Source organism: Aurantimonas sp. Leaf443 (genome assembly GCF_001425575.1).
Classification (GTDB): Bacteria; Pseudomonadota; Alphaproteobacteria; order Rhizobiales; family Rhizobiaceae; genus Leaf443.
Genome location: NZ_LMRD01000010.1, coordinates 159,942 through 185,980, shown reverse-complemented (window position 1 = coordinate 185,980; position 26,039 = coordinate 159,942). Strand labels below are relative to the sequence as shown.

The following is a 26,039-nucleotide window of genomic DNA, read 5'->3' as shown; positions in this document are numbered from 1 at the left end:
CCTTCGCGCGTCCGGACCTCCGATCCGCAATGCAGGACAGGCAGCCGGGGCCCGAGCGAAGGCCTGCTCGACGCAAAAAACAAATCCCACGTTCCGCCGCGAAAGTGACGCGTCTCCTTCTCGCCCGAAAGCGAGACCACCGGGCGTCGCCGGCCAAGGCCGCCGGTGCGCCCAACCCTCAGGGGCGACGTGCCGTCAGGCGGGGGCAGGGCTTCAGGCCCTTCCGGCTCTTCGGCCCGGCCACCGGCCAGACCGGCCCCGCGCCGCCATTCCCCCGCAAACCCTCCCGCGTTGATCAAGGTCAACGACCGGTCGCTCCCGTCCTGCCATCCTCGCGTCATCCGAACGATGGAGGGCGGCATGGACGAGATGGACCGGCAACCGGGGGCGACGTTCCGTTCGCTCCTCGTGCATGTCGACGACGCCGACGGGGCGGCGGACCGGGTGCGGCTCGCGGCACGGCTGGCCGACGCCTGGGGCGTGCACCTGACGGGCGCGGCGGCGGCCGAGGAGTTCGTCCCGCTCTATGCGGAAGGTGGATACATCCCCGCCGACATGATGGACATGGAGGTGCGACGCGTCGACCTTCTGGTCGAGCGGGCGAAGGCGCTGTTCGAGCGCGAGGCCGCGAATGTGCGGTCCCGGGCCTGGCGCTCGGCGCATTGGCCGGCCTCGCTCTTCGTCGTCGAGGAGGCGCGCGGGGCCGATCTCGTCATCGTCGGCCACGAGGCGCCGGGCGGCGCCCGCGATCCGGCCTTCTCGGCGGGCGACGTCATTCTCGCCGCCGGCCGCCCCGTCCTCGTCGTCCCCGCCAATGTGGACCGGCTGGAGGCGCGCCGCATCGTGGTCGCCTGGAAGGACACGCGCGAGATCCGGCGCGCCTTGTCCGACGCGATGCCGCTCCTGCGGGCGGCGCAGGAGGTCGTCGTCGTCACCATCTCGCGCGAGGTGCCGGAGGCGCCCTGGGACGACCTGAAGGCCTATCTCGCCCGACACGGGGTCACGGCCTCCTTCGTCCATCGCGCCGAAGCGGAAGGCGGGGCGCCCGAGGCCGTCGGGAAGATCGCGGCCGCGCACGGCGCGGACCTCATCGTGGCGGGGGCCTACGGGCGCTGGAAATGGCGCGAGCGGCTGTTCGGCGGGGTGACGCTCGACCTCCTGACCACCGCACCGGTCTGCTGCCTCCTGTCGCATTGAGGGGTAGAGCCGTTCCCATCCGGCAAATCCGGCGAGCGGCGCGGGCGCGCCGCGCTCAGGCGACGCTCGTGCCGAAGACGGCGCCGATGCCGGCCGTCGCCGCCATGGCAAGGGCCCCCCAGAAGGTGACGCGCAGCGTCGCCCGGCCGACGGCCGCACCGCCGGCGCGCGCGCCGACGGCGCCCAGCAGCGCCAGGAAGAGCAGCGAGGCGATCGAGACGGCCGGAACGACGAGGGCCGTGGGGGCGAGCACGGCCGTCAGGAGCGGCAGCGCCGCCCCGACCGCGAAGGTCGCCGCCGAGGTCAGGGCCGCCTGGATCGGGCGGGCGGCACTCTCCTCCGCCATGCCGAGTTCGTCGCGCAGATGGGCGCCGAGCGCGTCGCGGGCCATGAGCTGGCGGGCGACCTCCTCGGCCAGGGCCGGATCCAGGCCGCGCCCGACATAGATCGCGGCGAGTTCGCGGTGCTCGGCGGCGGGCTGGTCGGCGAGTTCGCGCCGTTCGCGCTCCAGATCGGCCCGCTCCGTGTCCGACTGCGAACTCACCGAGACATATTCGCCCGCCGCCATGGACATGGCGCCGGCGACGAGCCCGGCCGTGCCGGCGAGGAGGATTCCGCTCTGGCCGGCCGAAGCGGCCGCCACGCCGACGATGAGGCTGGCGGTGGAGACGATGCCGTCATTGGCGCCGAGGATGGCCGCCCGCAGCCAGCCGATGCGCGAGACGAGATGGCGTTCGGGATGCAGGATGCTCGAGGGCATGGTCGATCCTCGTCTTGTGGAGTGGACCCCATTTCGCCGGACAGGCGGCGGTTGGGTTTAGGCACTGAGCCTGATGAACTCGCGGGGCGATCGGAACTTCAGACCTGAGTGCGGATGGACCTCGCAATAGTCCTCGATCCAGTCGGGGAGCAAGGCGAGGATGGTGTCGGCGTCGGGCAGGATGGTGACGCGAGCGTAGTCGCGTTTCAGGGTTTTGACGAAGGCCTCGGACATGCCGTTGGACTGCGGACTTCGGACGGGCGTGAAGAGCAGCGTCAGACCGAGGGCCCGGGCCGTGTCGGCGGTGTCCCTGGCGATATAGGCGCTGCCGTTGTCCGAGAGCCATTCGACGGCGTGCGGGATCGTGATGGTGCCGAAGCGACGTTCGACCGCCGTGACCATGAGGTCGCGCACCATCTCGCCGGAGATGCCGGCATTGGCGACGGCCGACCAGGCGATGATCTCGCGGTCGCAGGCGTCCAGCACGAAGAGGATGCGCACGACCTCGCGGTTGCGGGCGTGGATCTCCAGATGGTCCGAGCACCAGCGGATGTTGGAGCGCAGCGCGATGACGATGCCGTCGTGGGTTCGACCGGGCCGCGAGGCGGTATGGCGTTCGAGCGTCAACCCGTGATGCTGCATGATCCGCAACACTCGTTTGGCGTTGACGGTCGGCTTCTCCTGAAGGCGCAGTTCCCGGTTCAGCAGCGCCGTGACGCGCCTGTAGCCGTAGGTCGGCTTGGCATCAACGATGGCGCGGATGGCAGGCAGGAACCCGGCATCCTCCGCCTTGCGATAGGGTCCCCGCGGCGTCACCGTCCTGCCGCGTCGCTCGTTGATGTGAGAACGAGCGACGTTCAGCGTTCGCGCCACGGCACTCACCTTGAACCGTCCGTTGGATCGCTCCAGGACAGCAAAGGCAACGTCCGTTTTTTTGGGCGAGCGACGTCGAGCGCCTCCTTGAGGATCTCGTTCTCCATCGTCTTGCGACCGAGCAGGCGCTCGAGGTCACGAACCCGCTTCTCCAGCTCGCGGACGCGGGACGTGCCCACGACATCTTCGTCGGCCTGGACGGCAGCATGGCCGCCTTCCAGCATTCGGCGCTTCCAGGCAAAGAGCTGAGAGGGTGACACGCCAGCCTGACGCGCCACGAAGGACACGCTCATGCCCGGCTGCATCGCCTCCTCGACGAGCCGGACCTTCTCGGCGGTCGACCAGCGCCGCCGCCGTTGCACCGAGGTAATGACTTCGACCCGCGAGACCGGGCCGTCAGACGCTTTCGACATAGTCGTACTCATAGGCGAATGCCTATGCCTTATCGGCTATCCCGCCTGTCCGGTCAAAACGGGGTGCGCTCCATCTTGGCGCTTCGCCGCGATCCGCTGGCGCACCGGTCGGCGCGATGAGGCGCGCCGGCGCCCGCCTTGTCCATCTCGTTTTGCGCGAAGGCCCCGGACCGGACCCTCGCCGGATGGTCGAAACCAGCCTCCGCCGGGGCGACAGGGGCATGAGGCGGCCTTCGTCCGGGGCGCGCCCTGCCGAGCAGGGCGAGGCTGGAGCCCCGCCCTCAGGCGAAGCGCCTGGCGCCGGCGACGCAGAGGACGACGAGGGCGGTGACCGCGATCATCGGCCAGGGGACGGGCTCGCCGAGAAGGAGGGCGGCGAGCATCAGGCCGAGAAAGGGCTGCAGGAGCTGCAGCTGCCCGACGCCCGCGATGCCGCCGAGCGCCAGACCCCGGTACCAGAAGACGAAGCCGACGAGCATGCTGAAGACCGAGACATAGGCGAGCCCGAGCCATTCGGGGCCGCCGATGCCGGAGAGCGTGGCGGGACGTGTGGCGAGGGCGAGCGCCAGCATGGGCGGGAGCGACAGGACCAGCGCCCAGGAAATGACCTGCCAGCCGCCGAGCCGGCGCGACAGGCGCGCGCCCTCGGCATAGCCGAGCCCGCACAGGAGGATGGCGGCGATCATCGGGACGTCTCCGGCGGGCGAGGCCCCGGCGCCGGCGAGCGCCGCGAAGCCCGCCACGAGCGCGGCGCCCGCGAGCGAGAAGAGCCAGAAGGCGGGTTTCGGCCGCTCGCCGCCGCGCAGAACGCCGAAGAGGGCGGTGGACAGCGGCAGGAGGCCGATGAAGACGATCGAGCGCGCGGCGGTGACGTGCTGCAGGGCGAGGGCCGTCAGGAGCGGGAAGCCGAGGACGACGCCGAGCGCGACGGTGGCGAGCGCGCCGAGATCGGTCGCGGCCGGGCGCTTCTGGCGCAGGAGCGCGAGAAGGCCCGCGGCCAGGAGCGCGGCGATCACCGCCCGCGCCGAGGTGAGGAAGAGCGGCGAGAAGCCGCCGACGGCGACGCGCGTCGCCGGCAGCGATCCGCTGAAGATCACGACCCCGGCGAACCCGCTCGCCCATCCCGCATTCCGGCGTTCCATCGCGCTCGTCTCCTCGCCCGTTCGCGGCGCTTGTGCCCGTTCGCCTCTGGCGCGGACAGGGACGGACCCGTACGCTTCGCCCGAACTGTATGGGATACGGGAGCCGCACGATTGGCATCGGGCAGGACGGAGATGGAGGGCACGCGCATCGGCGCGGTGATGGGCGAGATCCGCGGGCGCATCGCCGCGCGCGGGCTTTCGGCGGGCGAGCGGCTGCCCTCCATCCGGCGCCTCGCGGCGACGCTCTCGGTCTCGCCCTCCACCGTCGTGGAGGCCTACGACCGGCTGGCGGCGACGGGGCTGATCGTCTCGCGGCCGGGCTCGGGCTTCTACGTGGCGGGCGCTCCGGTCCAGGCGGCGCCCGACGCGGAACGGCCGCGGCCGCGGCGCGAGATCGACCCGTTCTGGGTGTCGCGCCAGTCGCTGGACGCGCCGGCCGGCGCGCTCTCGCCCGGCTGCGGCTGGCTGCCGGCGGACTGGCTGCCGGAGGCGGCCCTGCGCCGGGCGATCCGGGCGCTGGCGCGGGGCGAGGACGCGCTTCTGGGCGACTACGGGCCGGCGCGCGGCTCGCCGGGGCTGCGCCGCCTCCTGGCGCGGCAGATGGCGGGGGAGGGCATCGCGGCGGGAGCGGACGACATTCTCCTCACCGGCTCGGGCACGCAGGCGCTCGACCTCCTGTGCCGCCTTCTCCTGCAACCGGGCGACACCGTCCTCGTCGACGATCCCTGCTACTTCAACTTCCTGGCGCTCCTGCGCGTGCATCGCGTGCGCGTCGTCGGCGTGCCCCACAGACCGGGCGGGCCGGACGTGGCGCTCTTCGCCGAGGCGGTGGCGGCGCACCGGCCGCGGCTCTACGTGACGAACTCGGCCGTCCACAATCCGACGGGCGCGACGCTCTCGCCGCAGACCGCGCACCGCGTTCTGAGCATCGCGGCCGCCGAGGACGTCGCCATCGTGGAGGACGACATCTTCGCCGATTTCGAGCCCGAACCCTCGCCCCGGCTCGCCGCGCTCGACGGGCTCTCGCGCGTCCTGCGCATCGGCAGCTTCTCCAAGACGCTCTCGGCCTCCATCCGCTGCGGCTATATCGCCGCCCGGCCCGACCTCGTGGAGGCGCTGGTGGACCTGCAGGTGGCCACGAGCTTCGGCGGGCCGAGCCCGGCGGCGGCGGCGATCGTGGAGGGCGCGCTCTTCGACGGCAGCTACCGCAAGCATCTCGGCCAGCTGCGCGCCCGGCTCGACCGGCGCCGGCGCGAGGTGGCCGTGCGCCTCGAGACGCTGGGCATCCGGCCGTGGCTCATGCCGCGCGGCGGCTTCCACCTCTGGTGCCGCCTGCCGGAGGGGCGCGACGCGGGGGCGCTCGCGCGGGCCAGCCTGCGGCACGGGGTGCTTCTCGCCCCCGGCGACGTGTTCAGCGCCGGCCGGAGCGCCGGCGCCTTCATGCGCTTCAACGTGGCGCAGACGGACGAGCGGGCGATCGCCGTGCTGCGCCGGGTGCTGGAAGAGGGCGACGAGGGGCCCTGAGCGGCCGGCCGTTCAGCCCGCCGCGCCGCGCCCGGCGACGATCGCCTCGATCTCCTGCGCCAGCGCCCTGACGCGCCGCTTGTCGTCCTCGATCGTCAGCCCGCTCTCGAAACGCTCCAGCGCCTGGCGCGAATGGCGCAGCGCCTCGGCGGCGAAATCGTCGCGGCCGAGGCGGGCCAGGGTGCGCAGGCCCTTCTGCAGCCGCACGCCGACCTCCACGATCGCGGCGCCGTCGCGCGCGAGCGGGGTGAAGAAATCGTCGAAGAGATCGCCGAGCGCCAGCGGCGGCACGTGGACATGCGGATAGGCCGGTTCTGCCGGCGTGTCCGCGGTCTCGGCCCAGGCCGCGAGCAGGCGCACCGCGCGCCCGATCACGCCGATGGCCGTGCCGAGATCGTTGGTGGCCGGCGACAGGGCGCGGCTGGCGATCTCGGCGAGGACGATGCCGCCATAGCGCGGGTCCTGGTCGAAGGACCGCGTGTCGGAGACGGTGAAGCAGGCGCGCGCGGCCTCCTCGCCCTCTTCGACCCCGTCGAGAAAGGCGATCGGTTCGCGCGTGTCGACGAAGTCGCCGGGAATGGCGACGACGAAGACGCGGCCCTTGCCCTCGCGCGCCAGGGCCGAGAGGGCGCCGGTGTCGACATGCTGGACATAGCCGATGCGCCGGGAGCGCACGGGGCGGGCGCTGGCCGGAATCGCGCGCGCCGCATCGAGAAGCGGCACGCCGCCGAGGCAGGGCTCGCGGCGACGCTCCTCCAGCGCCTCGAGCGTGACGGCCTCCACGCGCTGCGTCGTCTCCGTCACGCGCCCGAGCCGCGACAGATGGTCGATCCAGCGCAGGAGCGTGACGACGATGAAGAGGATGACGAGGATCGTGACCGCGAAGAGCACGACGCGCCCCGAGGAGCCGTAGAGGCCCGTGGACAGGACGATGATGCCGACGAGGCTGAAGAGGAACGAGCCGATGAAGGTGGACAGGACGTTCTGCGTCACCGTGTCCTCCATGATGAGCTTGGTGGCGCGGGGCGTCACGTTGCTCGTGGTGGAGGCATAGGCGGAGACCATGGTGGAGAGCGAGAAGGTCGTCACCGTCAGCATGGAGGAGGCGAGGATGCCGAGGATGTTGTCGACCGCGTCCGAGCCGATCTGCGCGGGCACGTCGTCGGGGATGTAGGGGCTCAGCCAGATCCCGAGAAAGGCGGTGACGACGGCGAGGACGCAGAACGCGCCGGCGCGGAACCAGATGCGCCGCGCGATCTGGCGGACGGTGCGCACGAGTCTCGACGTCATGCCCGCCTCGCGACACGCCCGGCCGCCGTCGCCGGCGGGAGGGATGGGTGAATGTCTCGGGCCATCGCGTCTTTCCGCTCGGCGCGAGCGGGATGCCCGGCCTCCCGGCCTAGATGGTGCGGCGCGGGCCGGCGCCCATCGGGCCTTTGCGGATGGGGGCGGCGAAAGCGGGCGGGACTTCCTTTCATGAACTTTCGGTTAGCCGGGAACGAAGCGGCCCCGCCGATGCTTCTACCCGCATCGAACAACCACGGAGAGAAACGATGGGTAGCACGAGCGACAAGATCAGCGGTCTGGCCAACGAAGCCGTCGGCAACGTGAAGCAGGCCGTCGGCAAGGCGACCGGCAACGACAGCCTGCACGCCGAGGGCGTGGCGCAGGAAGTGAAGGGCGAGAGCCAGCAGAAGGTCGGCGAGGCGAAGTCCGCCGTCAAGGACGGCACGGACAAGCTCAAGGACACGGCCCACCGCAACCTCTAAGATCCTGCGAGCCTGCGAACGGCTCGGCTCCGGAACCGGCCCCGCCGGTGTCCGGACCCCGAAGCTGCGGTGCCGGGCGAGCGTGAATTATCAGACCGGAAGAGGCGGGAGAGATCCCGCCTTTTCGCGTTCCGGAAGGACGGCGGGGCGCGTCGCGCCTGTCTTAGCCGCGCGCGGGCCGGCGCCGCGCCGCGCCTCTCCTTGCAGCCACGCGTCCGGCGGCGTAGAGCCCGGTCCCCGCAGACTGGGAGTGCGCGATGATCCTTCGACCCGAAGTGGAACTGATCTTCGAGGCGGAGGCGGCCGCGCGCGCGGCGCGCCGCATGCTGATCGACGGCGACCGCACGCGCAGCGAGATCGAGCGCTTCGCCGTCGGAAATCTCCTGTCGGACGCCATCGCCCAGCTCACGGCCGCCCGCGAGCGCGTGCTCGCCGAAGCGCCGGGACGCGGGCCCGCCTCGCCCGGCGAGGCCTGAGCGGGATGCGTGCAGCAAGGCCGGGCCCTCGCCCGCCCGGCTCGGCTCGGGGTCAGGCGAAGCTCGGCACCGGGGCGCCGCCGGGATCGCCGAGACTGTCCTGCCCGCCGACGAGGCGGCGGTAGAGCCCGTCGCGCCCCATCAGCGAGGCATGGTCGCCCTCTTCGGCGATGCGCCCGTCGAGGACGACCAGGATGCGGTCGGCATGGCGCACGGTGGAGAGCCGGTGGGCGATGACGAGCGTGGTGCGCCCGCGCGAGAGTTCGGCGAGCGCGGCCTGGATCTGGCGCTCGGTCTCGGTGTCGAGGGCCGAGGTCGCCTCGTCCAGGATGAGGATCGCCGGGTCCTTCAGGAACATGCGGGCGATGGAGAGGCGCTGCTTCTGGCCGCCCGAGAGCTTCACGCCGCGCTCGCCGACGACCGTGTCGAGCCCGTGCGGCAGGGCCGCCGCGGTCTGCGACAGGCTCGCGCGCTCCATCGCCGCGACGATCTCGGCCTCGCCGGCGTCCAGTCGCCCATAGGCGATGTTCTCGCGCACCGTGCCGCCGAAGAGGAACACGTCCTGCTGGACCACGCCGACATGGCGGCGCAGCGAGGCGAGCGTCATGGCGCGTACGTCGCGCCCGTCGATGCGGATCGCGCCGGCGCCGACGTCGTAGAAGCGCGGCACGAGCGAGCAGAGCGTGGTCTTGCCCGCGCCGGACGGGCCGACGAAGGCGACCGTCTCGCCGGGCTCGACGCGGAAGTCTATGCCCTTCAGCACCTCGCGCCTGGAACGGTAGGAAAAGCGCACCTCCTCGAAGGCAATGGCGCCGCGCACGCTCGTCACGTCCTGCGCGCCCGGGCGGTCGGCGATGTCGGGCTCGGTGTCGAGGAACTCGGTGTAGCGGCGAAAGCCCGCAATGCCCTTGGGATAGGTCTCGATGACGGCGGCGATCTTCTCGACCGGACGGAAGAACACGCCGACGAGGAGGAGGAAGGAGACGAAGCCGCCGTTGGAGAGATCGCCGGCCAGGACGTAATAGGTGCCGGCGACCATGACGATCACCTGCGTCAGGCGCATCGACAGGTAGTTCAGCGACTGCGAGGCCGACATGATGCGGTAGGCGTCGAGCTTGCGCCGGCGGTACTCGGCGTTGTTGCGGGCGAAGAGGGCGCGCTCGTGCGGCTCGTTGGCGAAGGCCTGGACGACGCGGATGCCGCCGACATTCTCCTCGATGCGGGCGTTGAAGTCGCCGATCGAGGCATAGATGGCGCGCCAGGTGGCGGTCATGCGCGCGCCGTAGCGGGTCGTGAGATAGGCGCCGACGGGCACGACGAAGCCGGTGACGAGCGCCAGTTCCACATGCACGAAGAGCATCAGCACGAAGGCGCCGACGAAGGTCATGACGGCGATGAAGAGATCCTCCGGCCCGTGATGGGCGATCTCGCCGATCTCCTCGAGGTCCTTGGTCAGGCGCCCGACGAGATGGCCGGTCTTGGTCTCGTCGAAATAGCCGAAGGAGAGTTTCTGCAGGTGCTCGAACGCCTTGCGGCGCATCTCCGTCTCGATGTTGATGCCGAGCATGTGACCCCAATAGGTGACGACCGCCATGAGCCCGGTGTTGACGGCGTAGATCGCCAGGAGCCCCGCCGAGGCCAGGACGATCAGCGGCCAGTCGCGGCCGGGCAGGAGGTCGTCGACGAAGACCTTGACCGCGATGGGGAAGCCGAGCTCGAGCAGGCCGGCGAGGACCGCGCAGCCGAAGTCGAGGACGAAGAGCGCGCGCCAGGGCGCGTAATAGGCGAGGAAGCGCGAGAGCATCGGGACGGGCTGACCTGCGAGGGGGAGGGCGGGCCCGCCGGCGCGGACCGGGGACCCGAGGGCCGGACCGTGCCGGTTCCGGCCTCGAAGGGCGGCCTCAGGCGCCGGGCGCGGAGCCGACCGTCTCGCCGTCTTCCTTGGTGAAGCGCTCGACGGGCGTGTCGAGAAGCTCCAGCACCTTCTCGGAGGGCCGGCACAGGCGCACGCCCTTCTCGGTCACGACGATCGGCCGCTCGATCAGGATCGGATGGGCGATCATGGCGGCCAGGAGCTCCTCGTCGGAGAGCTTGGGATCGTCCAGGCCGAGCTCCAGATAGGGCGTGCCCTTGCGGCGCAGGATGTCGCGGGGCTTCAGGTCCATCGCGTCGAGGAGTTCGATCAGCGTCTCGCGGCTCGGCGGCGCCTTCAGATACTCGATCACCTTCGGTTCCTCTCCCGATTGGCGGATCATCTCCAGCGTGTTGCGCGAGGTTCCGCAGGCGGGGTTGTGATAGATCGTGACGGGCATGGGCTCTCTCCGGCCGTCGCGGCCCGTGCGGCGGGCTCGCGTCCGGCCTTCTTTCGCAAAGAACCGCCGCCTTGGAAAGTTTTCGCGGGGGCCCGACCCCCGCCCCGTCGACGGCGCCGCGTCAGGGCGCCATGGTGCGGATGCCGGCGGCTTTCAGCGCCGCGAAGCCGCCCGCGACATGGGCGACATGCGGGAAGCCCATCTGCGAGAGCGCGGCGGCCGCGAGGGCCGAGCGCCCGCCCGAGGCGCAGTAGAGGAGAAGCGAGCGCTCGGGCGCCAGCGCCACCATGTGGTTCGGGCTCGAGGGGTCGGCGTAGAATTCGAGCAGGCCGCGCGGCGCGTGGATGGCGCCCGCCACCATGCCGGTGCGCTGCAGCTCCTCGCGCTCGCGGATATCCACGAAGACCGTGTCGGGCTTTCCCGCCCTCTGCGCGGCCTCGGCCGCCGTCAGCGTCGTGATCGTCCGGCTGGCCTCGGTCACGAGGTCGCGGGCTGAACGGATCGTCATCGCACTCTCCCTGTCGCCTGGGCCCCGGGCCTTCGGAAAAGAGAGCGCGGGGAGGGAGGCGAGGATAGCGCGGGCACGAGCGCCGCGCCTCGCCCGAACGGCGGAGCCGGGCGGCGCATCGGAGGGAGCGCGGCGGGCCATCGGAAGGGGCCGGGCGGCGGGGTCCCGGCCCGGCGCGGGAGCGCGAAGGCCGGCCGGCGGCGGTTCAGCCGCGCGCGCGGGCGCCGAGCGCGGGTCCGCGGTCGGCGCGCGGGGCCGGCGCGCGGCGGGCGGCGCGGGCGAGGAGGTCGGCCTCGGCCGCGTTCCACAGACTCTCGGCGCTCGCTCCGTCCGCGAAGACGGTGCCGCCGATCTCGACGGCAATGGGCGTCTCCTGCGGCCCGAGGGCGACGGGCGCCTGCAGCCCGCGCCGGAACCGGTCGAGGCTGACCTCGAGCGCGCCCTCGGTGGCGGCCGACAGGAGGAGGCCGAAACGGCCCTCGCCCAGATGGGCCACCGTGTCGGTCTGGCGCACGCTCTCCCTGAGGCGGCCGGCGACATGGACGATCACCGACTTGCGCATCTCCTCGGGGCAGGCGTCGGCGGATTGGGCGAGCCGGGCGAGGACGAGCGAGAAGGGGCGCCCGCCGGACGCGGCCCGGCCGACGGCATCGCCCAGCATCTTCTCGAGATGGCGCGCGTTCGCCGCGCCCGTCAGGGGATCGAAGCCGGAGGCCTCGAGCTCCTGGCCGGAGAGCTTGATCGAGGTGATGTCGATGCCGAGCCCGAGGATGCCCGTGACCGGACCGTTCGGCTTCTCGCGCAGCGGCGTCAGCGTGGTGCGCCACCAGAAGCGGCCGTTGGGAAGCTCCAGCTCCTCCTCGTATTCCTGCACGGCGCGCGTGACGACGCAGGCCAGATAGCGCGGGCTCACCTTCTGCGCGACCTCGGCGGGCAGGCACTCCTCGGGGGTGCGCCCGACAATGTCCTGCGCGCGCAGGCCCGTGAGGTTGGAATGGATGGCGTTGAGGCTGGCGAAGCGCAGCGTGCGGTCGGGCTCGACCGTCAGGGTGAAGGCGGGGACCGCGATGGCGTGGACATCGAACGTGGACATGGCGGCACAACTTACGATTACGAGATCGAAAGGGACGTTCGTCGCGTTCCGACGAAGGACGTGTTCCAGAACCGCAGGCTACACGAAGGGAGTACCACGGGGCACTAGCTAATCGTCCTAAGACGACTTCGCGGCATGGCGCGAAAGACAGCGCGGGGGCACCGTTCGACTATCATGACCGGACAGGTGAAGTTTCACGGGGCGTGGCCGCGACGGCATCGATTGTGCCGGACGTCCTTTCCGGCGCGCGCGGCTCTCCCATCTTTGCCGGTTCAAGCCAAGGAAGGGCGAGCCAGCCACATGCCAGACGACGCCGCGTTCCGAAGCGCCCCCTCCATCCTCGAAGAGGGCCGGACCTGCTGGCGGATCGCCACCGCCGACCGCCTGTCGATCATCGTCGACGCCGCCGACTTCTTCCACGCCGCCAAGGAGGCCATGCTCGCCGCCGAACATTCGATCTTCCTGATCGGCTGGGACTTCGACGCGCGCATCGAACTGGAGCCGGAGGGGCCGACGCTCGAGGGGCCGAACGAGATCGGCAAGTTCCTGAACTGGATCTCCAGGCGCCGGCGCGGCCTCGACGTGCGCATCCTGAAATGGGATCTCGGCGTCCTCAACTCGCTCGGGCGCGGCGAGACGCCCTTCTTCATGCTGAACTGGATGTTCGGCGGCCGGGTGAAGCTGAAGCTCGACGGCGCCCATCCCCCGCTGGCCGCCCATCACATGAAGCTCCTCGTCATCGACGAGACGCTCGCCTTCTGCGGCGGCATCGACATGACGGTGGGGCGCTGGGACACGCGCGAGCACGAGGAGAACCGGGCCGGACGGCACACGCCGCGCGGCGCGCCGCTCGGGCCCTGGCACGACGCGACGAGCTGCCTGACGGGGCCGGCCGCCAAGGCGCTGAGCGAACTGGCGCGCATGCGCTGGGAGCGGGCGACGGGCGAGACGATCGAGGTCCTGGCGGGCGAGAAGGACATCTGGCCGCAGCGCCTGCCCGTCGACTTCACGCAGGTCGATGTCGGCATCGCGCGCACGGCGCCCGAATACGAGGACCGGCGCCAGATCTGCGAGATCGAGGCGGCCACGCTCGCCATCGTCGCGACCGTGCGTCGCACGCTCTACATCGAGAGCCAGTATTTCGCCTCGCGCAAGATCGCCGAGGCCATCGCCGCGCGCCTCGCCGAGCCGGACGGGCCGCAGATCCTCGTCGTCAATCCCGACACGGCCGACGGCTGGCTGGAGGCCAAGGCGATGGACTCGGCCCGCATCCGCATGATGCATCTTCTCGACAAGGCCGACCGGCACGGGCGCTTCCGCATCGTCTATCCCGCCAACGAGGCGGGCTCGCCGATCTATGTCCATGCCAAGATCATGATCGCCGACGACCGCATCCTGAAGCTCGGCTCGGCCAATCTCAACAACCGCTCGCTCGGCTACGACACCGAATGCGACATCGTGATGGAGCGCGAGGAGGAGGATGACGAGATGGCCAGCGAGATCCTCCTGAAGCGCGACGGGCTGCTGGCCGAGCATCTGGGCTGCAGCCTCGAGGCGGTGCGCGCGGTGCTCTCCGAGACGGGCGGCTCGCTCTTCGCGGTCCTCGACCGGCTCGACCCGCAAGGGCGGCGCATGGTGCCGATGCCGATGCGGGCGCTGACGCCCGACGAGGAGATGCTCGCCGAAAGCGACATCGCCGATCCCGAACGCCCGGTGAGCTGGAAGCAGCGCATCGCCAGCCTCTTCCGGCGCGCATGAGGGGCGAACGTCTGGCGCTCGCCGTCGTCTCGCGCCTCGCGGGCCTGTGGGACGACGCGCGCTACCACGCCAAGATCCGGCTCGGCCTGACCTCGCCGCCGATCCTCCTGCCCTATCGCGGCCATATCGCGCATGGGCGCCTGCATTTCGGCGGCCGCGTGGTGGAGGACGAGGGCATCGTCGGCGCCGAGCCCACCCTCTCGCGCTGGGAAAATCTGAAGCGCACCTTCCGCCGCTACGAGACCGACGAGATCCGCGAGGCCGAGGTCGCCTGGCAGGCCTGCGGGCGCAGCGGCACGGCGGTGACGGACGAGCAGGGCTTCTTCGAGATCGAGGTGGAGGCCGGCGCCGAGCCGGCACAGGCCGAGCGCCCCTGGGAGGAGGTGAGGCTGACGCTCCTGAAGGCCAAGGGCTACGCCCCCTTCGAGCCGCGCCGCGAGACGACCTGGCTGCGCTCGGTCTCGCCGCGCGCCGACTATGTCATCGTCTCGGACATCGACGACACGATCATCGAGACCGGCGCGCGCAACCTCCTGCGCCACTGGCGCACCGTGGCGCTGAACTCGGCCGAGGGGCGCGTGGCCTTTCCCGGCATCGCCTGGTTCTACCGGGCTTTGTGCGCGGGCCGGGACGGGGGCGAGACGAACCCGATCTTCTACGTCTCCTCCAGCCCGTGGAACCTCTACGACCTCATCGACGACTTCCTGACGCTGCGCGAGATCCCGCACGGGCCGATGATGCTGAAGGATTTCGGCCTCGACGCCAAGAAATGGCTGACGGGCAACCATGCCGACCACAAGCTGGCCTCCGTCGCCCATCTCATGGACAGCTATCCCGACCTGCCCTTCCTCCTGATCGGCGACACCGGGCAGAGCGACGCGGCGATCTATGCCGAGCTCGTCGCCCGCCACGGGCGGCGGATCCTCGCCGTGTTCCTGCGCGACGTGACGCCCGAGGGGCTGATGCCGGGCGTGCGCGAGGCGGTGGCGCGGATCGAGGCGGCCGGCGTGCCGGTGACGACCGGGCCGACGCTGGAAAGCGCCTCGCGCCTCGCCGAGGAGCTGCGCCTCGTGGAGCCGGGCACCAGCGAGCGCATGGCGCGCGAGATCGTCAGCGACGGCGAGAAGCTGAAGGACTGGAAATGGCCGCGGCCCTTCGGGCTGCATTCGCCCGAGCGCAAGGCCGAAACGAAGATCGGGGGCTGAGCCCCCGATCGATTGCGTCGCATCGCGGGCGCGGGGCGCCTCAGATCTCCTCGTCGAAGCCGCCGCCGTCGAAGAAGCCGCCGCCGTCCTCGGGCATCGCGGCCTCCTGCAGGCCGCCCGCCGCCTCGCCCGCGTCCGCCGCAAGGCCCTCGGCGGCGCCGGCCGCCTCGCCCGCCACGTCGCCCGCGAACATCGAGCCGATCGCGTTGCCCAGAAGGACGCCGCCGGCCACGCCCATCGCCGTCTGCGCGGCGCCGGCGAGGAAGCCGCCGCCCGAGCGACCCTGCATGGGCATCGCGTGCTGGCCGGACGCCATGCCCGGCGCGCCCTGGCGCGCGCCGCCCCAGGCGCCGCCGGCGCCCTGGTAGGAGGGCTGTCCGTAACCCGGCTGCGGGCCGTGGCCCGGCTGGCCGTAGCCCTGCGGAGCGGGGGCTCGGCTCGGCTGCGAGCCGCCCAGGAGCCGCGACAGGAAGCCGCCGCCCTGGGGCTGGCCGTGGCCGACCTGGCGGGAGACCTGCGCGGCGCGCAGCGCCTCGATCTCGCGCGCCTGGTTCTCCAGCGCCATTTCCTGCATCACGATGGTCTGGGCCATGAAGTAGGGCGCGCCGGGCTGGCGGTGCATCTTGTCGGCGATATAGGCCTCGGCCTCGCCGTCGCGCGCCGGCGCCGAGCGCTCGACGGTCTCCAGCTTGGCGAAGAGATCCTCGATCGCCTTGCGGTCCTGGTGTTCCATGATCGGAAGTCTCCGGTCGTTCCTGGGGATGGATGGGGTCCGAAGCCGGCGGGGCCGGCCTCGGGGAGCGGCGGCAGGGGACGGGCCGCCGCCGGGCGGCGGGCCGCGCCGGTCGTCGGTGCGGCGGCCCGCCGCTATTCCTCGCGCGTGCCGGTCAGCGACAGGACGAGCTGGAAGATGTTGACGAAGTTCAGGAACAGCGAGAACGCGCCGAACACGGCCATCTTCTGGCGCGACTCGGCCGAGAAGTTCTCCGCGTACTGCTCCTTGATCGTCTGCGTGTCCCAGGCCGTGAGGCCGACGAAGACGATGATGCCGATCACAGAGATGGCGAATTGCAGGGCCGAGGAGCCGAGGAAGATGTTCACGATGCTCGCGATCACCACGCCGATGAGGCCCATGACGAGGAGCGAGGAGAACTGCGTGAGGTCGCGCTTGGTCGTGTAGCCGTAGAGGCTCGTGGCGCCGAACATCGCCGCCGAGACGAAGAAGGCATTGGCGATGCTGGTGCCGGTGAAGACCAGGAAGACCGAGGCGAGCGACAGGCCCATGACGGCGCAGAAGGCCCAGAAGGCGGCCTGCGCGCCCGCCGCCGACATGGTCTGGATGCGGAACGAGAAGACGAGGACGAAGGCGAGCGGGGCCAGCATCACCACCCATCTGAGCGGCGAGGAGAAGATCGGCACGTAGAGGGCGGGCGTCGTGCCCACGATATAGGCGACGAGGCCGGTCACCACGAGGCCGAGGCCCATGTAGTTGTAGACCGACAGCATGTGTCGGCGCAGGCCCTCGTCGAAGAGGGCGGCGCTCTGGGCACCGGCGGGCAGGCCGGTTCGGGGCGGGGCGCCCCAGCGCTGGTCCTGGAACGGCGTGTTCATCGGGAAGTCTCCGGTTGGTGGGACGGGTCAGTAGAGCGTGTCGGCGAGATCGCGCGCCGCATGCTCGATGGAGGATCGGCGCGCCTTGGAGGCGACGAGCGCGTAGGCGACGTCTCCGAGCTGCCAGTGGGCCGCGCTCGCCTCGCCTTCGCTGGAGACCGCCGGCGTCGAGACGTCGAAGCGGCCGGGGCGCACGGCGAAGAGCGAGAGGGCGCCGAGATCGGGCGAGGCAAGCGTCAGCTCGACGCTCGGCCCGAAGGGCGAGGGAAAGACCTGCGCGTCGCGCACCTGCCAGTCCTTCGGCAGGCGGGGCAGGGCGATCGCCGTCGCGGCGAGGATCTCGGCCGGATCGAAGCCGGTGGCCTCCGGCAGCGAGGCCATCGAGGCGCGCAATTCGGACGTGCGGTGGGCCATGAAGGCTTCCGACACGAAATCGGGCGGCGGGCTGGAGGCGACGCTCTGGCGCACGCCGAGCGGGCCGATCCCGGCATGGGCGAGCCAGCCGAAGCCGACGAGAAGCGCCACGGCCGCCACGCGCCGGGCGGCCTCGCCGTAGCGCGCGCGCCGCAGCGCGGCGGCGAGGCGGCGGGCGGCCTGCGCGGTGGCCGGGCGCTCGAACAGGCCGCGGCCGGGCGCGGCCAGCGCCAGGCGCAGCGCGTCGCGGTCGCGAAGGTCGGCCATGACGCGCGCGGCCTCGGCCGGATGGCCGGAGAGATGGGCCTCGACCGCGATGCGCCGGGCCGGCGTCAGCTCGCCGTCGACATAGGCGATGAGATCGCTCTCGATCACGGGATCGGCGTCACGCTCCATCGAAGCCTCCTGACGTTCTGGCGCTCGGGGTGAAGGGCACGACATTTTCGGCCGGCGCGGCCGACGGCGCGCCCTCCTCGATGCCGCGCAGCCGGGCCCTGGCCCGCGACAGGCGCGAGACGAGCGTGCCGACGGGAATGGCGAGGGCGCGCGCGGCATCCTCGTAGGACAGGCCCTCGATCGTCACGAGATGGAGCGCGGCGCGCTGCTCCTCGGGAAGGGTGAGGAAGGCGCGGCGAAGATCCGCGAGCCTCAGCGCGTCCTCCTGCGCGGGCGGCGCGATCTCGGGGGCGAGGCGGCCGAGCTCGGCGTCGCGCGCGGCGTCCGCCTTGCGCCGGCGCAGGCCGTCGACGAAGCGGTTGTGCAGGATCGACAGGAGCCAGACGCGCATCGGCCGGCCCGGCCGGTACTGCTCGCGCCGCTCGATGGCGCGCACCAGCGTGTCGTGCACGAGATCCTCGGCCGCCGCCGGGTCGCGCGTCAGCGACAGCGCGTAGCGGCGCATCGGGGCCAGCTCGGCCAGGACGTCGAGGTCGGATGTCTCGCGCTTCATGGCCCGTATACGCGGCACGATCGCGTTTCCATCCACGCCCCCGCGAAGATTTTTCCGCTTGCGCTCCGAGGACCCCGCCGCAGGCGGCGGCGATTGATCTGCATCAATGCGGTGCCCCGCCCGCCTGATATCCCTGCCGCATCGCCGTCATCCCCCGGAGGAGAAGTCGCATGAGCAGAATGTCCCAGTCCAAGGAGACGAACGGCCATGTCGCGGGCGCGCTCGGCTCGGGCCTCGCACCCGGCGCCGGGCGCCTCGCCGGCCTTGCCGACATCGCCGTCCACGCCGACGGCTCGGCGCGCGACGAGGCCAAGATCGCCCATGCGCAGGCGCTCGCCGAGGCGGCGGACGCGCATCTGACGGTCTTTCTCGCCAACCATATCGCGCTGACGCCGATCCCGCCGGGGCCCGGCAGCGAATGGCTGATGGCCGAGATCGTCAAGCAGAGCGAGAAGGCGGGCGGGGAGACCGAGGAGGCGCTGCGCCGGCGCCTGCCCGTGTCGGACGCGCCGACCGAAGTGCGCCGCTTCGACGAGATGCTGGCCGGCCTCTCCAACGCCGCCGCCCGCATCGCCCGCACCAGCGACGTCTTCGTCATGGGCCGGCCCTATGGCGAGACGCGCCACTGGCCCGAACTCGTCGACGCCGTGCTCTTCGAGGCCGACCGCACCGTGCTCGTCGTGCCGCCCGAGGGGCGCTTCCCGGCGGTGCCGCGCAGCGTCGTCATCGGCTGGCGCGACAGCGCCGAATGCGCCGCCGCGATCGACGCGGCGATGCCCTTCCTGCGGGCCTGCGACCTCGCCATCCTCGCCTCCGTCTCGGAGGGCGGCTCGGACGAGGAGCGCCACCGCGAGCCGGCCGCCGACATGGCGCGCCATCTCTCGCGGCACGGGGTGGACGTGGAGATCCGCCACCTGTCGGACTGGGCGCGGCCGGCCGAGGCGCTGATCCGCGAGGCGCAGGTGACGGGGGCCGAGATGATCGTGTGCGGCGCCTACGGCCGCTCGCGCCTGCGCGAGTTCATCCTCGGGGGCGTGACGCGCGATCTCCTTTCGGAATGCCCGGTCCCGCTGCTCCTGCGCCACTGAGGGCGGGGGCGGGGGCCCCGGCGGCGACCCGGGGCGGGCATGGCGGGCGCCGCCGGGAGGGCGACGCCGCCTCGGGCGCGGCGGGCGGGGCAACCATTGCCCGCCCGCCGCACCGAGGCTAATCCCTGGCGGGTCACCATCGCGAGGGGAGCGGCCGCCGCCATGAAACTGTCCGACCGGCTGGCCGGTCCCTCCTTCGTCGCCGCGCTGACCGCGGGCTTCGCCCTGATGGTCTTCGTGGGCATCGCCGCGACCTGGACGGTGCTGCGCAGCGTCGAGAACGCCGAGCGGCTCACGCATACGGTGCAGGTGCAGTACGCGCTCGCCGAACTGCGCTCGCTGAGCGAACGGGCCGAGACGGCGCGGCGCGGCTACCTGCTGGAGCCCGACGAGCGCTTCGCGCAGAGTTTCGAGGTGGCGGCGCAGGCCCTGCCCGAGACGATGGCGCGCATCTCCGACCTCGTCGGCGACAATGCCGGGCAGAGCGCGCTCGTGCGGCGCCTGTCCGGCGAGATCGACGCGCAGATCGCCTCCGTGCGCACCTCCATCGCGCAGGCGGCGGGCGATGACGCCACCGGCCGGGCGCGCCGCTTCGTGGAGGACGGCGCGGCCGACTACGTGCGCCAGGTGCGCCTCGTCACGCAGGACATGGACGCCGCCGAGGCCCGCCTCTTCTCCGAGCGCAGCGAGGCGAGCCGCCGCTCCATCGTGGTCTCGCTCGCCGCCCTCGTGGTGGCGGGCCTCTTCCTCCTCCTCCTCGCCGCCCTGACGATCTGGGCGAGCCGGCGCAACGCCGCCGAGCTCGCCGCCTCGCGGGACCGCCTGCGCCTCCTCAACGAGGACCTGGAGGGCGAGGTCGCCGTGCGCACCGCCGACCTCACCCGCGCCAACGAGGAGATCCAGCGCTTCGCCTATATCGTCAGCCACGACCTGCGCTCGCCGCTCGTCAACGTCATGGGCTTCACCGCCGAGCTCGACGCGGCCGTCGGCCAGCTCGGCGGCCTGCTCGACCGGGTGGAGGCGCAGGCGCCCGACCTCGTGTCGGCCGACGACCGCCTCGCCGTGCGCGAGGACCTTCCCGAATCCATCCGCTTCATCCGCACCTCGACGCAGAAGATGGACCGGCTCATCAACGCCATCCTGCGCCTGTCGCGCGAGGGGCGGCGCGTCGTCACGCCCGAGCGCCTCGACATGAACGAGCTCGTTTCGGGCATCGTCGCCTCCATGCAGCACCGGCTCGGCGAGACGGGGGCGGAGATCACGGTCGAGCCGCTGCCCGCCATCGTCACCGACCGCGTCGCCATCGAGCAGATCTTCTCCAACCTCATCGAGAACGCGGTGAAATATCTCAAGCCCGGGCGCCCCGGCCGCATCACGGTGCGCGGACAGCGGCTCGGCGACCGCGTCCTCTTCGAGGTGGAGGACAACGGGCGCGGCATCGATCCGAAGGATCACGACCGCGTCTTCGACCTCTTCCGCCGCTCCGGCGTGCAGGACCAGCCGGGCGAGGGGATCGGCCTCGCCCATGTGCGGGCGATGGCCTATCGTCTGGGCGGCATGATCGGCTGCCGCTCCGCCCTTGACGAAGGTGCGACATTCCGCCTTTCAATGCCCGCGCAATCCGCTGTCTCCTGAGGTCCAAGTCGTTGAACGCTCATCTCTCCGTGAATATCGTGATGGTCGAGGACGACGAGGGTCACGCGCGCCTCATCGAGAAGAACATCCGCCGTGCCGGCGTCACCAACCCGATCCGCCATTTCACCGACGGGACCTCGGCGCTGGACTTCCTGTTCGAGTCGCCCGAGGGGCCGGCGCGCAACGGCCCGGCGCTCGTCCTGCTCGATCTCAACCTGCCGGACATGAGCGGCACCGACATCCTGCAGCGGATGAAGACCGAGACGAGCCCGCTGCGGCGCACGCCGGTCGTCGTCCTGACCACGACCGACGACAAGGTCGAGATCCAGCGCTGCTACGATCTGGGCGCCAATGTCTACATCACCAAGCCGGTGAACTACGAGAGCTTCGCCCAGGCCATCCGCCAGCTCGGCCTGTTCCTCTCGGTGATCCAGCTCCCCGATCCGGGCGAGGGCTGAGACAGATCTTGCCCTCCATCCTCTATATCGACGACGACGAAGGCCTGAGGACGCTGACCGAGCGCGCCATGCGCCGTCGGGGCTTTGCCATGCGCACCGCCGAGGGCGGCGACGAGGGGCTGGAGATCCTGCGCCGCGAGCGTTTCGACCTCATCGCCATTGACCATTACATGCCCGGCCGCGACGGGCTGGAGACGCTCGCCATGCTGCGCGAGGCGCTGCCGGTGCTGCCGCCGGTCGTCTATGTCACGGGCTCGGAGGAGAGCCGCGTCGCCGTCGCCGCGCTGAAGGCGGGCGCCGCGGACTACGTGGTGAAGACGGTGGGCGAGGACTTCTTCGACCTCCTGGCGACCTCCTTCGCCAACGCGCTCGAGCGGGCCGCGCTCGTGGGCGCCAAGTCGCAGGCCGAGGCGGCGCTGAAGGCCTCCAACGAGCGGCTCGAGGCGCTGCTGAAGGAGACCAACCACCGCATCGCCAACTCGCTGCAGATCGTCTCCACCTTCGTCAACATGCAGGCCTCCGCGCTCGCCAACGAGGACGCGCGCCAGGCCCTGCGCAACACCCAGCAGCGCATCCGCGCCATCGGCCAGGTGCACCGGCGTCTCTACACCTCGAACGACATCGAGACCGTGGACATGGCCGACTATCTCGACGCGCTCGCGCTCGACCTCGAGGAGACGTGGTCGACGCCGGCCTCGCCGCGGCGCGTGCGCGTCAGCGCGCCGCCCTTCCGCCTGAAGACCGACCGCGCCGTCTCGGTCGGCGTCATCGTCAACGAGCTGATCTCCAACGCCTGCAAATACGCCTATCCCGCCGGCACGGCGGGCGAGATCCGCGTCACCGCGACGCTCGAGGGCGAGGCGTTCTGCATCCATGTCGAGGACGACGGCTGCGGAATGGCGAGCGGCGGCGCCGCGCCGCCCAAGGGCACGGGCATCGGCGGCAAGCTCGTGCGCGCCATGGCCCAGAGCCTCAAGGCCGAGATCGAGCACCGGCCGGGCGCGGGCGTCAGCGTGGCGCTGCGCGCCGACCTCTGACGATCCGTTCCGCCGCCCGCCCGCCCTCGTCCCTTCCCCCCAAGGTCCGTCCATGTCCGACTTCGTCTTTCCGCCCGCGCCCGTCACCGGCCTGCCCGTCGCGGGCACGGCGGCGCTCTTTCCCGTGCGCCGCGTCTATTGCGTCGGGCGCAACTACGCCGACCATGCCCGCGAGATGGGCGCCGACCCGGACCGCGAGCCGCCCTTCTTCTTCCAGAAGAACGCCGGCGACCTCGTCTGCGACGGGCGCTTTCCCTATCCGACGATGAGCGCGGACGTGCATCACGAGGTGGAGCTCGTCGTCGCGCTGAAGGCGGGCGGGCGCGACCTCGATCCGGCCGAGGCGCTGGCGGCCGTCTTCGGCTACGGCGTCGGGCTCGACATGACGCGCCGCGACCTGCAGGGCGAGGCCAAGGCCAAGGGGAGGCCCTGGGAGACGGGCAAGGCCTTCGCGGCCTCCGCCCCCGTCTCGGCCCTGCGAAGCGCGGCCGAGATCGGCCATCCGGCCCGCGGCGCCATCACGCTCGACGTGAACGGCGCGCGGCGTCAGAGCGGCGACCTGTCGCAGATGATCTGGTCGGTCGGCGAGGCGATCGCCCATCTGTCGCGCCTCTTCCCGCTCGCCGCCGGCGACGTCCTGATGACCGGCACGCCCGCCGGCGTCGGCCCCGTGCGGCGCGGCGACCGGCTGTCGGCGGCGATCGAGGGCGTGGGCACGCTCGAGGTCGCGGTGGCGTGAGGCACGATTTTCGCCGCGCCCGCCGGTTGCCCGCAAGGCGTTTTCGTGGCTAAGCATCGCGCGTGGCGTCCTGGCGCGCCGATGATCCCGACTGGACGATGACGGACCGACCCGCCGACCCCACCGACGCTGCGCGCTTCGCCGCGCTCGCCGAGTACCATATCCTCGACACCTCGCCGGAGCCGGGCTTCGAGGAGATCGTGGAGCTTGCCTGCGTGATCTGCGAGACGCCGGTGGCGCTCGTCAGCCTCGTGGCCGAGGGCCGGCAGTGGTTCAAGGCGCGGCGCGGCTTCGAGCCGGCCGAGACGCCGCTCAGCCAGAGCGTGTGCGCCCATGCGCTGCGCGAGGACAGGATCCTCGTCATCGAGGACCTGACGGCCGATCCGCGCACGGCCTGCAACACGCTCGTCACCGAAGATCCGCATATTCGCTTCTATGCCGGCGCCGTCATCCGCAACGATGAGGGCGTGGCGCTCGGCACGGTCTGCGCCATCGACAAGACGCCCCGCGCGGGCGGGCTGACGCACGATCAGAGGCGCGCGCTCGACGCGCTCGCCCGCCAGGCGATGACGCTGATCCGGCTGCGCCGCGACGTCCTCCTGCGCGACCTCGCCATCGAGGCGCAGCGCCGGGCCGAGGCGAAGCTGCGCGCCAGCGAGGAGCGCCGCCAGACCCTGACGCGCGAACTCGCCCACCGCATGAAGAACATGCTGACCCTCGTCCAGGCCGTGGCCAGCCAGACCTTCCGCACCGCGCGCAGCCTGCCGGAGGTGCGCGACGCGCTGGCCGGGCGCTTCTCGGCCATGGCGAGCGCGCAGGACCTCCTCACCGCCTTCGGCGAGGCCGGGCTCGATTTCGGCGACGTGGTGGAGGCCGCGCTCGCCCACCACCGCGACGGCACCGACCGCTTCGAGATCTCCGGTCCCGCGCTCGCCCTGTCGCGCCAGCAGGGGCTCGGCCTCTCGCTCGCGGTCAACGAACTGGCCACCAACGCCGTCAAGCACGGCGCGCTCGCGACGGAGGCCGGCCGGGTCTCCATCGTCTGGCGGGAGGCGGAGGAGGGCGTGCTCGAGTTCGAATGGCGCGAGAGGGGCGGGCCCCCCGTCGTCGCGCCGCAGGGCAAGGGCTTCGGCTCGCGCCTCCTCGGGCGCATGGGCGTCGCCTATTTCGACGGCGAGTCCGAGCTCCTCTACGAACCGGACGGCCTCGTCTACCGCCTTCGCGGACGCTGCATTCCCGCCGACGAGCTTTGAGCCAGGCGCAAGGCTCGGCGCCGGCGCCATGCAGGCCCGCGGGCACTGCGACGCGGCGCTTTCGCCGCGCCTCGGACCCGGCCGCGACGGCCCCGGGCGGCCGGCGACCCATGCAAGGCCCAGGCTACCTGCCGGTTGCAGGATGGGCTAGAACCGGGCGAACACGCTAAGCTTCTCTTACCGAATACATCCCGCACGCCGCGCCGCAAGGTCCGGCCCGGGAGGCCGAACCGATTCCCCGACAGACTTTGAGACGGAGCCGTCTGGTGTCAGACCTCGCCGAACTGGATCTGCGCCTCGCCCGCGCGGAAGCCGGACCCATTCCGCTCCTGCCGACGGCGGCGCTGACGCCGCGGCGCGTCCTCCTGGTGGAACTCGCGCTCGCCATGGGGGCGTTCGCCATCGGCACCGGCGAATTCGCCATCATGGGCATGCTGCCGCAGGTGGCGGCCGGGCTCGACATCGGCGTCGCCCAGTCGGGCCATGTCATCAGCGCCTATGCCTTCGGCGTCGTCGTGGGCGCGCCGGTCATCGCCGTCCTCGGCTCGACGCTGGCGCGGCGCACGCTGCTCCTCATCCTGATGATGCTCTTCGCCGCCGGCAACGTCGCCTCGGCGCTGGCGCCCGACTACGCCACCTTCGCCCTGGTGCGCTTTCTCTCGGGCCTGCCGCACGGGGCCTATTTCGGCGTCGCCGCACTCGTCGCCGCCGCGCTCCAGCCGCCGAGCAAGCGCTCGCAGGCGGTCGGGCGCATCATGCTCGGCCTCACCGTCGCCACGCTTCTCGGCACGCCGCTCGCCACCTGGATGTCGCAGGCCTTCTCCTGGCGCCTGTCCTTCGGCTTCGTGGGGGCGCTGGCCGCGCTCACCGTCCTCCTCATTGCCTGCCTCCTGCCGGCCGACCGCGCCGCGCCGCGCTCCAGCCCCCTGCGCGAGCTCGGCGCGCTCGCCAACGGGCAGGTCTGGCTGACGCTCGGCATCGGCGCCATCGGCTTCGGCGGCATGTTCGCCGTCTACAGCTACATCGCCTCGACCGCGACGGAAGTCGCGGGCATGAGCGCCTCGGCGGTGCCCTTCGTCGTCGCCATCTTCGGCGCCGGCATGATCGTCGGCAACGTCGTCGGCGCGCGCCTCGCCGACCGGGCGCTGATGGCGACGGTCGGCGGCGCGCTCCTCTGGAACGTCGTGGTGCTCGCGCTCTTCGCGCTCACCGCGCAGATCCCCTTCATGCTGTGCCTGTGCGTCTTCCTCATCGCCTCGGCGGTGGCCATCGGCCCGGCGCTGCAGATCCGCCTGATGGACGTCGCGGGCGAGGCGCAGACGCTCGCCGCCGCCCTCAACCATTCCGCCTTCAACCTCGCCAACGGCCTCGGCGCCTGGCTCGGCGCCCTCACCATCACCGCCGGCCACGGCTACGCGGCGACCGGCTGGGTGGGCGCGGCGCTCGCCGTCGGCGGCCTCGCGGTGTTCTTCGCCTCGCTCGCGCTGGAACGGCGCCAGCGCGGCAACGCTGCCGAAACGGCTTACTGAATCGTTTCGCAGAGGGGGCTCGAACGCATGGCTGCGTTGCGGATGTGGTCGTTGCTGCACTGCACAACGGCGCCCATATTCGGAACCGAAAGGAGACTGCCATGAACCTCAAGAGCCTCTTCGCCGGCCGCCAGCGCCAGAGCCGCAGCGACCGCTACCTCTCCGAAGCCACCTCGCTCTCGGACCTCGAGATGCGCGAGCGCGAGATCGACGCCGGCCGCTTCCGCACCAGCCCGCCGCGCCTGCGCTGACCGCGCCGGGCGGTCCGGACGGGGCCGGAACGGTGCGCGGCCATT

Annotated in this window: 26 protein-coding genes; 14 read left to right on the top strand and 12 right to left on the bottom strand. The window is 71.7% G+C overall.

The features are described 5' to 3' along the window. The first annotated feature begins 360 nt into the window (after positions 1 to 360). Positions 361 to 1,197, top strand: coding sequence for a universal stress protein (locus tag ASG48_RS15665; RefSeq protein ID WP_055851895.1), 837 nt, complete (start codon positions 361 to 363; stop codon positions 1,195 to 1,197). Between the two features lie 55 nt (positions 1,198 to 1,252). Here the strand turns inward: ASG48_RS15665 and ASG48_RS15660 are convergent, their stop codons facing one another. From ASG48_RS15660 to ASG48_RS15645, 3 genes are all read right to left on the bottom strand, one after another. Then, positions 1,253 to 1,957 (bottom strand): VIT family protein, encoded by a 705-nt coding sequence (locus tag ASG48_RS15660; protein ID WP_055851893.1) that lies wholly within the window; start codon positions 1,955 to 1,957, stop codon positions 1,253 to 1,255. A 57-nt stretch (positions 1,958 to 2,014) separates the two neighbouring features. Then, positions 2,015 to 3,243 (bottom strand): IS3 family transposase gene (locus tag ASG48_RS15655; RefSeq protein WP_156381636.1). Its coding sequence is split into 2 segments (ribosomal slippage): positions 2,015 to 2,895 and positions 2,895 to 3,243, totalling 1,230 coding nucleotides; the frame shifts between segments, so codons are not numbered across the junction. Positions 3,244 to 3,524: 281 nt separating this feature from the next. After that, positions 3,525 to 4,385: a DMT family transporter gene (locus ASG48_RS15645; protein WP_055851888.1), complete on the bottom strand. Its 861-nt coding sequence runs from the start codon at positions 4,383 to 4,385 to the stop codon at positions 3,525 to 3,527. A 132-nt stretch (positions 4,386 to 4,517) separates the two neighbouring features. On the opposite strand from ASG48_RS15645, the gene ASG48_RS15640 reads away from it, so the two are divergent. Continuing rightward, positions 4,518 to 5,909, top strand: coding sequence for a PLP-dependent aminotransferase family protein (locus ASG48_RS15640; protein ID WP_055851885.1), 1,392 nt, complete (start codon positions 4,518 to 4,520; stop codon positions 5,907 to 5,909). 12 nt (positions 5,910 to 5,921) lie between these two features. Here ASG48_RS15640 and ASG48_RS15635 read toward each other — a convergent pair whose 3' ends face one another. Continuing rightward, positions 5,922 to 7,199: a DUF2254 domain-containing protein gene (locus ASG48_RS15635; protein WP_055851882.1), complete on the bottom strand. Its 1,278-nt coding sequence runs from the start codon at positions 7,197 to 7,199 to the stop codon at positions 5,922 to 5,924. A gap of 263 nt (positions 7,200 to 7,462) precedes the next feature. On the opposite strand from ASG48_RS15635, the gene ASG48_RS15630 reads away from it, so the two are divergent. Both ASG48_RS15630 and ASG48_RS15625 read left to right on the top strand, forming a co-directional pair. Beyond that, positions 7,463 to 7,678, top strand: a complete 216-nt coding sequence (locus ASG48_RS15630) for a CsbD family protein (RefSeq protein ID WP_055851878.1) — start codon at positions 7,463 to 7,465, stop codon at positions 7,676 to 7,678. Positions 7,679 to 7,935: 257 nt separating this feature from the next. Beyond that, the gene (locus tag ASG48_RS15625) at positions 7,936 to 8,154 is read left to right on the top strand and encodes a hypothetical protein (protein ID WP_055851875.1); all 219 of its coding nucleotides are present in this window, start codon (positions 7,936 to 7,938) and stop codon (positions 8,152 to 8,154) included. 52 nt (positions 8,155 to 8,206) lie between these two features. Here the strand turns inward: ASG48_RS15625 and ASG48_RS15620 are convergent, their stop codons facing one another. From ASG48_RS15620 to ASG48_RS15605, 4 genes are all read right to left on the bottom strand, one after another. Further along, the gene (locus ASG48_RS15620) at positions 8,207 to 9,958 is read right to left on the bottom strand and encodes an ABC transporter ATP-binding protein (RefSeq protein WP_055851872.1); all 1,752 of its coding nucleotides are present in this window, start codon (positions 9,956 to 9,958) and stop codon (positions 8,207 to 8,209) included. Positions 9,959 to 10,055: 97 nt separating this feature from the next. Then, a complete protein-coding gene (gene arsC, locus ASG48_RS15615) occupies positions 10,056 to 10,466 on the bottom strand; it encodes an arsenate reductase (glutaredoxin) (protein ID WP_055851869.1) in 411 nt (136 codons plus the stop codon). Positions 10,467 to 10,587: 121 nt separating this feature from the next. Then, positions 10,588 to 10,974, bottom strand: a complete 387-nt coding sequence (locus ASG48_RS15610; protein WP_055851866.1) for a rhodanese-like domain-containing protein — start codon at positions 10,972 to 10,974, stop codon at positions 10,588 to 10,590. 205 nt (positions 10,975 to 11,179) lie between these two features. Beyond that, a complete protein-coding gene (locus ASG48_RS15605; RefSeq protein WP_055851864.1) occupies positions 11,180 to 12,067 on the bottom strand; it encodes a PAS domain-containing protein in 888 nt (295 codons plus the stop codon). A gap of 300 nt (positions 12,068 to 12,367) precedes the next feature. On the opposite strand from ASG48_RS15605, the gene ASG48_RS15600 reads away from it, so the two are divergent. Both ASG48_RS15600 and ASG48_RS15595 read left to right on the top strand, forming a co-directional pair. Further along, positions 12,368 to 13,825: a phospholipase D-like domain-containing protein gene (locus ASG48_RS15600; protein WP_055851862.1), complete on the top strand. Its 1,458-nt coding sequence runs from the start codon at positions 12,368 to 12,370 to the stop codon at positions 13,823 to 13,825. After that, on the top strand, positions 13,822 to 15,030 hold the full coding sequence (locus tag ASG48_RS15595) for a phosphatase domain-containing protein (RefSeq protein ID WP_055851859.1): 1,209 nt from the start codon (positions 13,822 to 13,824) through the stop codon (positions 15,028 to 15,030). The genes ASG48_RS15600 and ASG48_RS15595 overlap by 4 nt, the downstream gene beginning before the upstream one ends. Before the next feature lie 40 nt (positions 15,031 to 15,070). On the opposite strand, the gene ASG48_RS15590 is transcribed toward ASG48_RS15595, so the two are convergent. From ASG48_RS15590 to ASG48_RS15575, 4 genes are all read right to left on the bottom strand, one after another. Further along, entirely contained in the window at positions 15,071 to 15,763 is a 693-nt protein-coding gene (locus tag ASG48_RS15590) for a DUF2076 domain-containing protein (protein WP_055851855.1), read from the bottom strand. A gap of 134 nt (positions 15,764 to 15,897) precedes the next feature. Then, positions 15,898 to 16,641: a Bax inhibitor-1/YccA family protein gene (locus ASG48_RS15585; protein WP_055851853.1), complete on the bottom strand. Its 744-nt coding sequence runs from the start codon at positions 16,639 to 16,641 to the stop codon at positions 15,898 to 15,900. Between the two features lie 27 nt (positions 16,642 to 16,668). Next, positions 16,669 to 17,451 (bottom strand): zf-HC2 domain-containing protein, encoded by a 783-nt coding sequence (locus tag ASG48_RS15580; RefSeq protein ID WP_055851849.1) that lies wholly within the window; start codon positions 17,449 to 17,451, stop codon positions 16,669 to 16,671. Continuing rightward, positions 17,441 to 18,004: a sigma-70 family RNA polymerase sigma factor gene (locus tag ASG48_RS15575; protein WP_055851846.1), complete on the bottom strand. Its 564-nt coding sequence runs from the start codon at positions 18,002 to 18,004 to the stop codon at positions 17,441 to 17,443. Before ASG48_RS15575 ends, ASG48_RS15580 begins: the two co-directional genes overlap by 11 nt. Positions 18,005 to 18,174: 170 nt before the next feature. On the opposite strand from ASG48_RS15575, the gene ASG48_RS15570 reads away from it, so the two are divergent. The 8 genes from ASG48_RS15570 (at position 18,175) to ASG48_RS18390 (ending at position 25,994) form a co-directional block, all read left to right on the top strand. Next, positions 18,175 to 19,092 carry a universal stress protein gene (locus ASG48_RS15570; protein ID WP_156381635.1) on the top strand — a complete coding sequence of 306 codons (918 nt, stop codon included), beginning with the start codon at positions 18,175 to 18,177 and terminating at the stop codon, positions 19,090 to 19,092. Between the two features lie 162 nt (positions 19,093 to 19,254). Continuing rightward, positions 19,255 to 20,727 carry a sensor histidine kinase gene (locus tag ASG48_RS15565; RefSeq protein WP_055851839.1) on the top strand — a complete coding sequence of 491 codons (1,473 nt, stop codon included), beginning with the start codon at positions 19,255 to 19,257 and terminating at the stop codon, positions 20,725 to 20,727. Positions 20,728 to 20,768: 41 nt separating this feature from the next. Further along, positions 20,769 to 21,185, top strand: a complete 417-nt coding sequence (locus ASG48_RS15560) for a response regulator (RefSeq protein WP_055851950.1) — start codon at positions 20,769 to 20,771, stop codon at positions 21,183 to 21,185. Positions 21,186 to 21,193: 8 nt separating this feature from the next. Further along, a complete protein-coding gene (locus ASG48_RS15555; RefSeq protein ID WP_156381633.1) occupies positions 21,194 to 22,222 on the top strand; it encodes a histidine kinase dimerization/phosphoacceptor domain -containing protein in 1,029 nt (342 codons plus the stop codon). A 52-nt stretch (positions 22,223 to 22,274) separates the two neighbouring features. Then, positions 22,275 to 22,961 carry a fumarylacetoacetate hydrolase family protein gene (locus tag ASG48_RS15550; RefSeq protein ID WP_055851837.1) on the top strand — a complete coding sequence of 229 codons (687 nt, stop codon included), beginning with the start codon at positions 22,275 to 22,277 and terminating at the stop codon, positions 22,959 to 22,961. A gap of 98 nt (positions 22,962 to 23,059) precedes the next feature. Next, entirely contained in the window at positions 23,060 to 24,214 is a 1,155-nt protein-coding gene (locus ASG48_RS15545) for an HWE histidine kinase domain-containing protein (protein WP_156381632.1), read from the top strand. 386 nt (positions 24,215 to 24,600) lie between these two features. Next, a complete protein-coding gene (locus tag ASG48_RS15540) occupies positions 24,601 to 25,743 on the top strand; it encodes an MFS transporter (RefSeq protein ID WP_156381642.1) in 1,143 nt (380 codons plus the stop codon). A gap of 101 nt (positions 25,744 to 25,844) precedes the next feature. After that, positions 25,845 to 25,994 (top strand): DUF3563 family protein, encoded by a 150-nt coding sequence (locus tag ASG48_RS18390; protein ID WP_156381631.1) that lies wholly within the window; start codon positions 25,845 to 25,847, stop codon positions 25,992 to 25,994. The last annotated feature ends 45 nt before the right edge of the window (positions 25,995 to 26,039 follow it).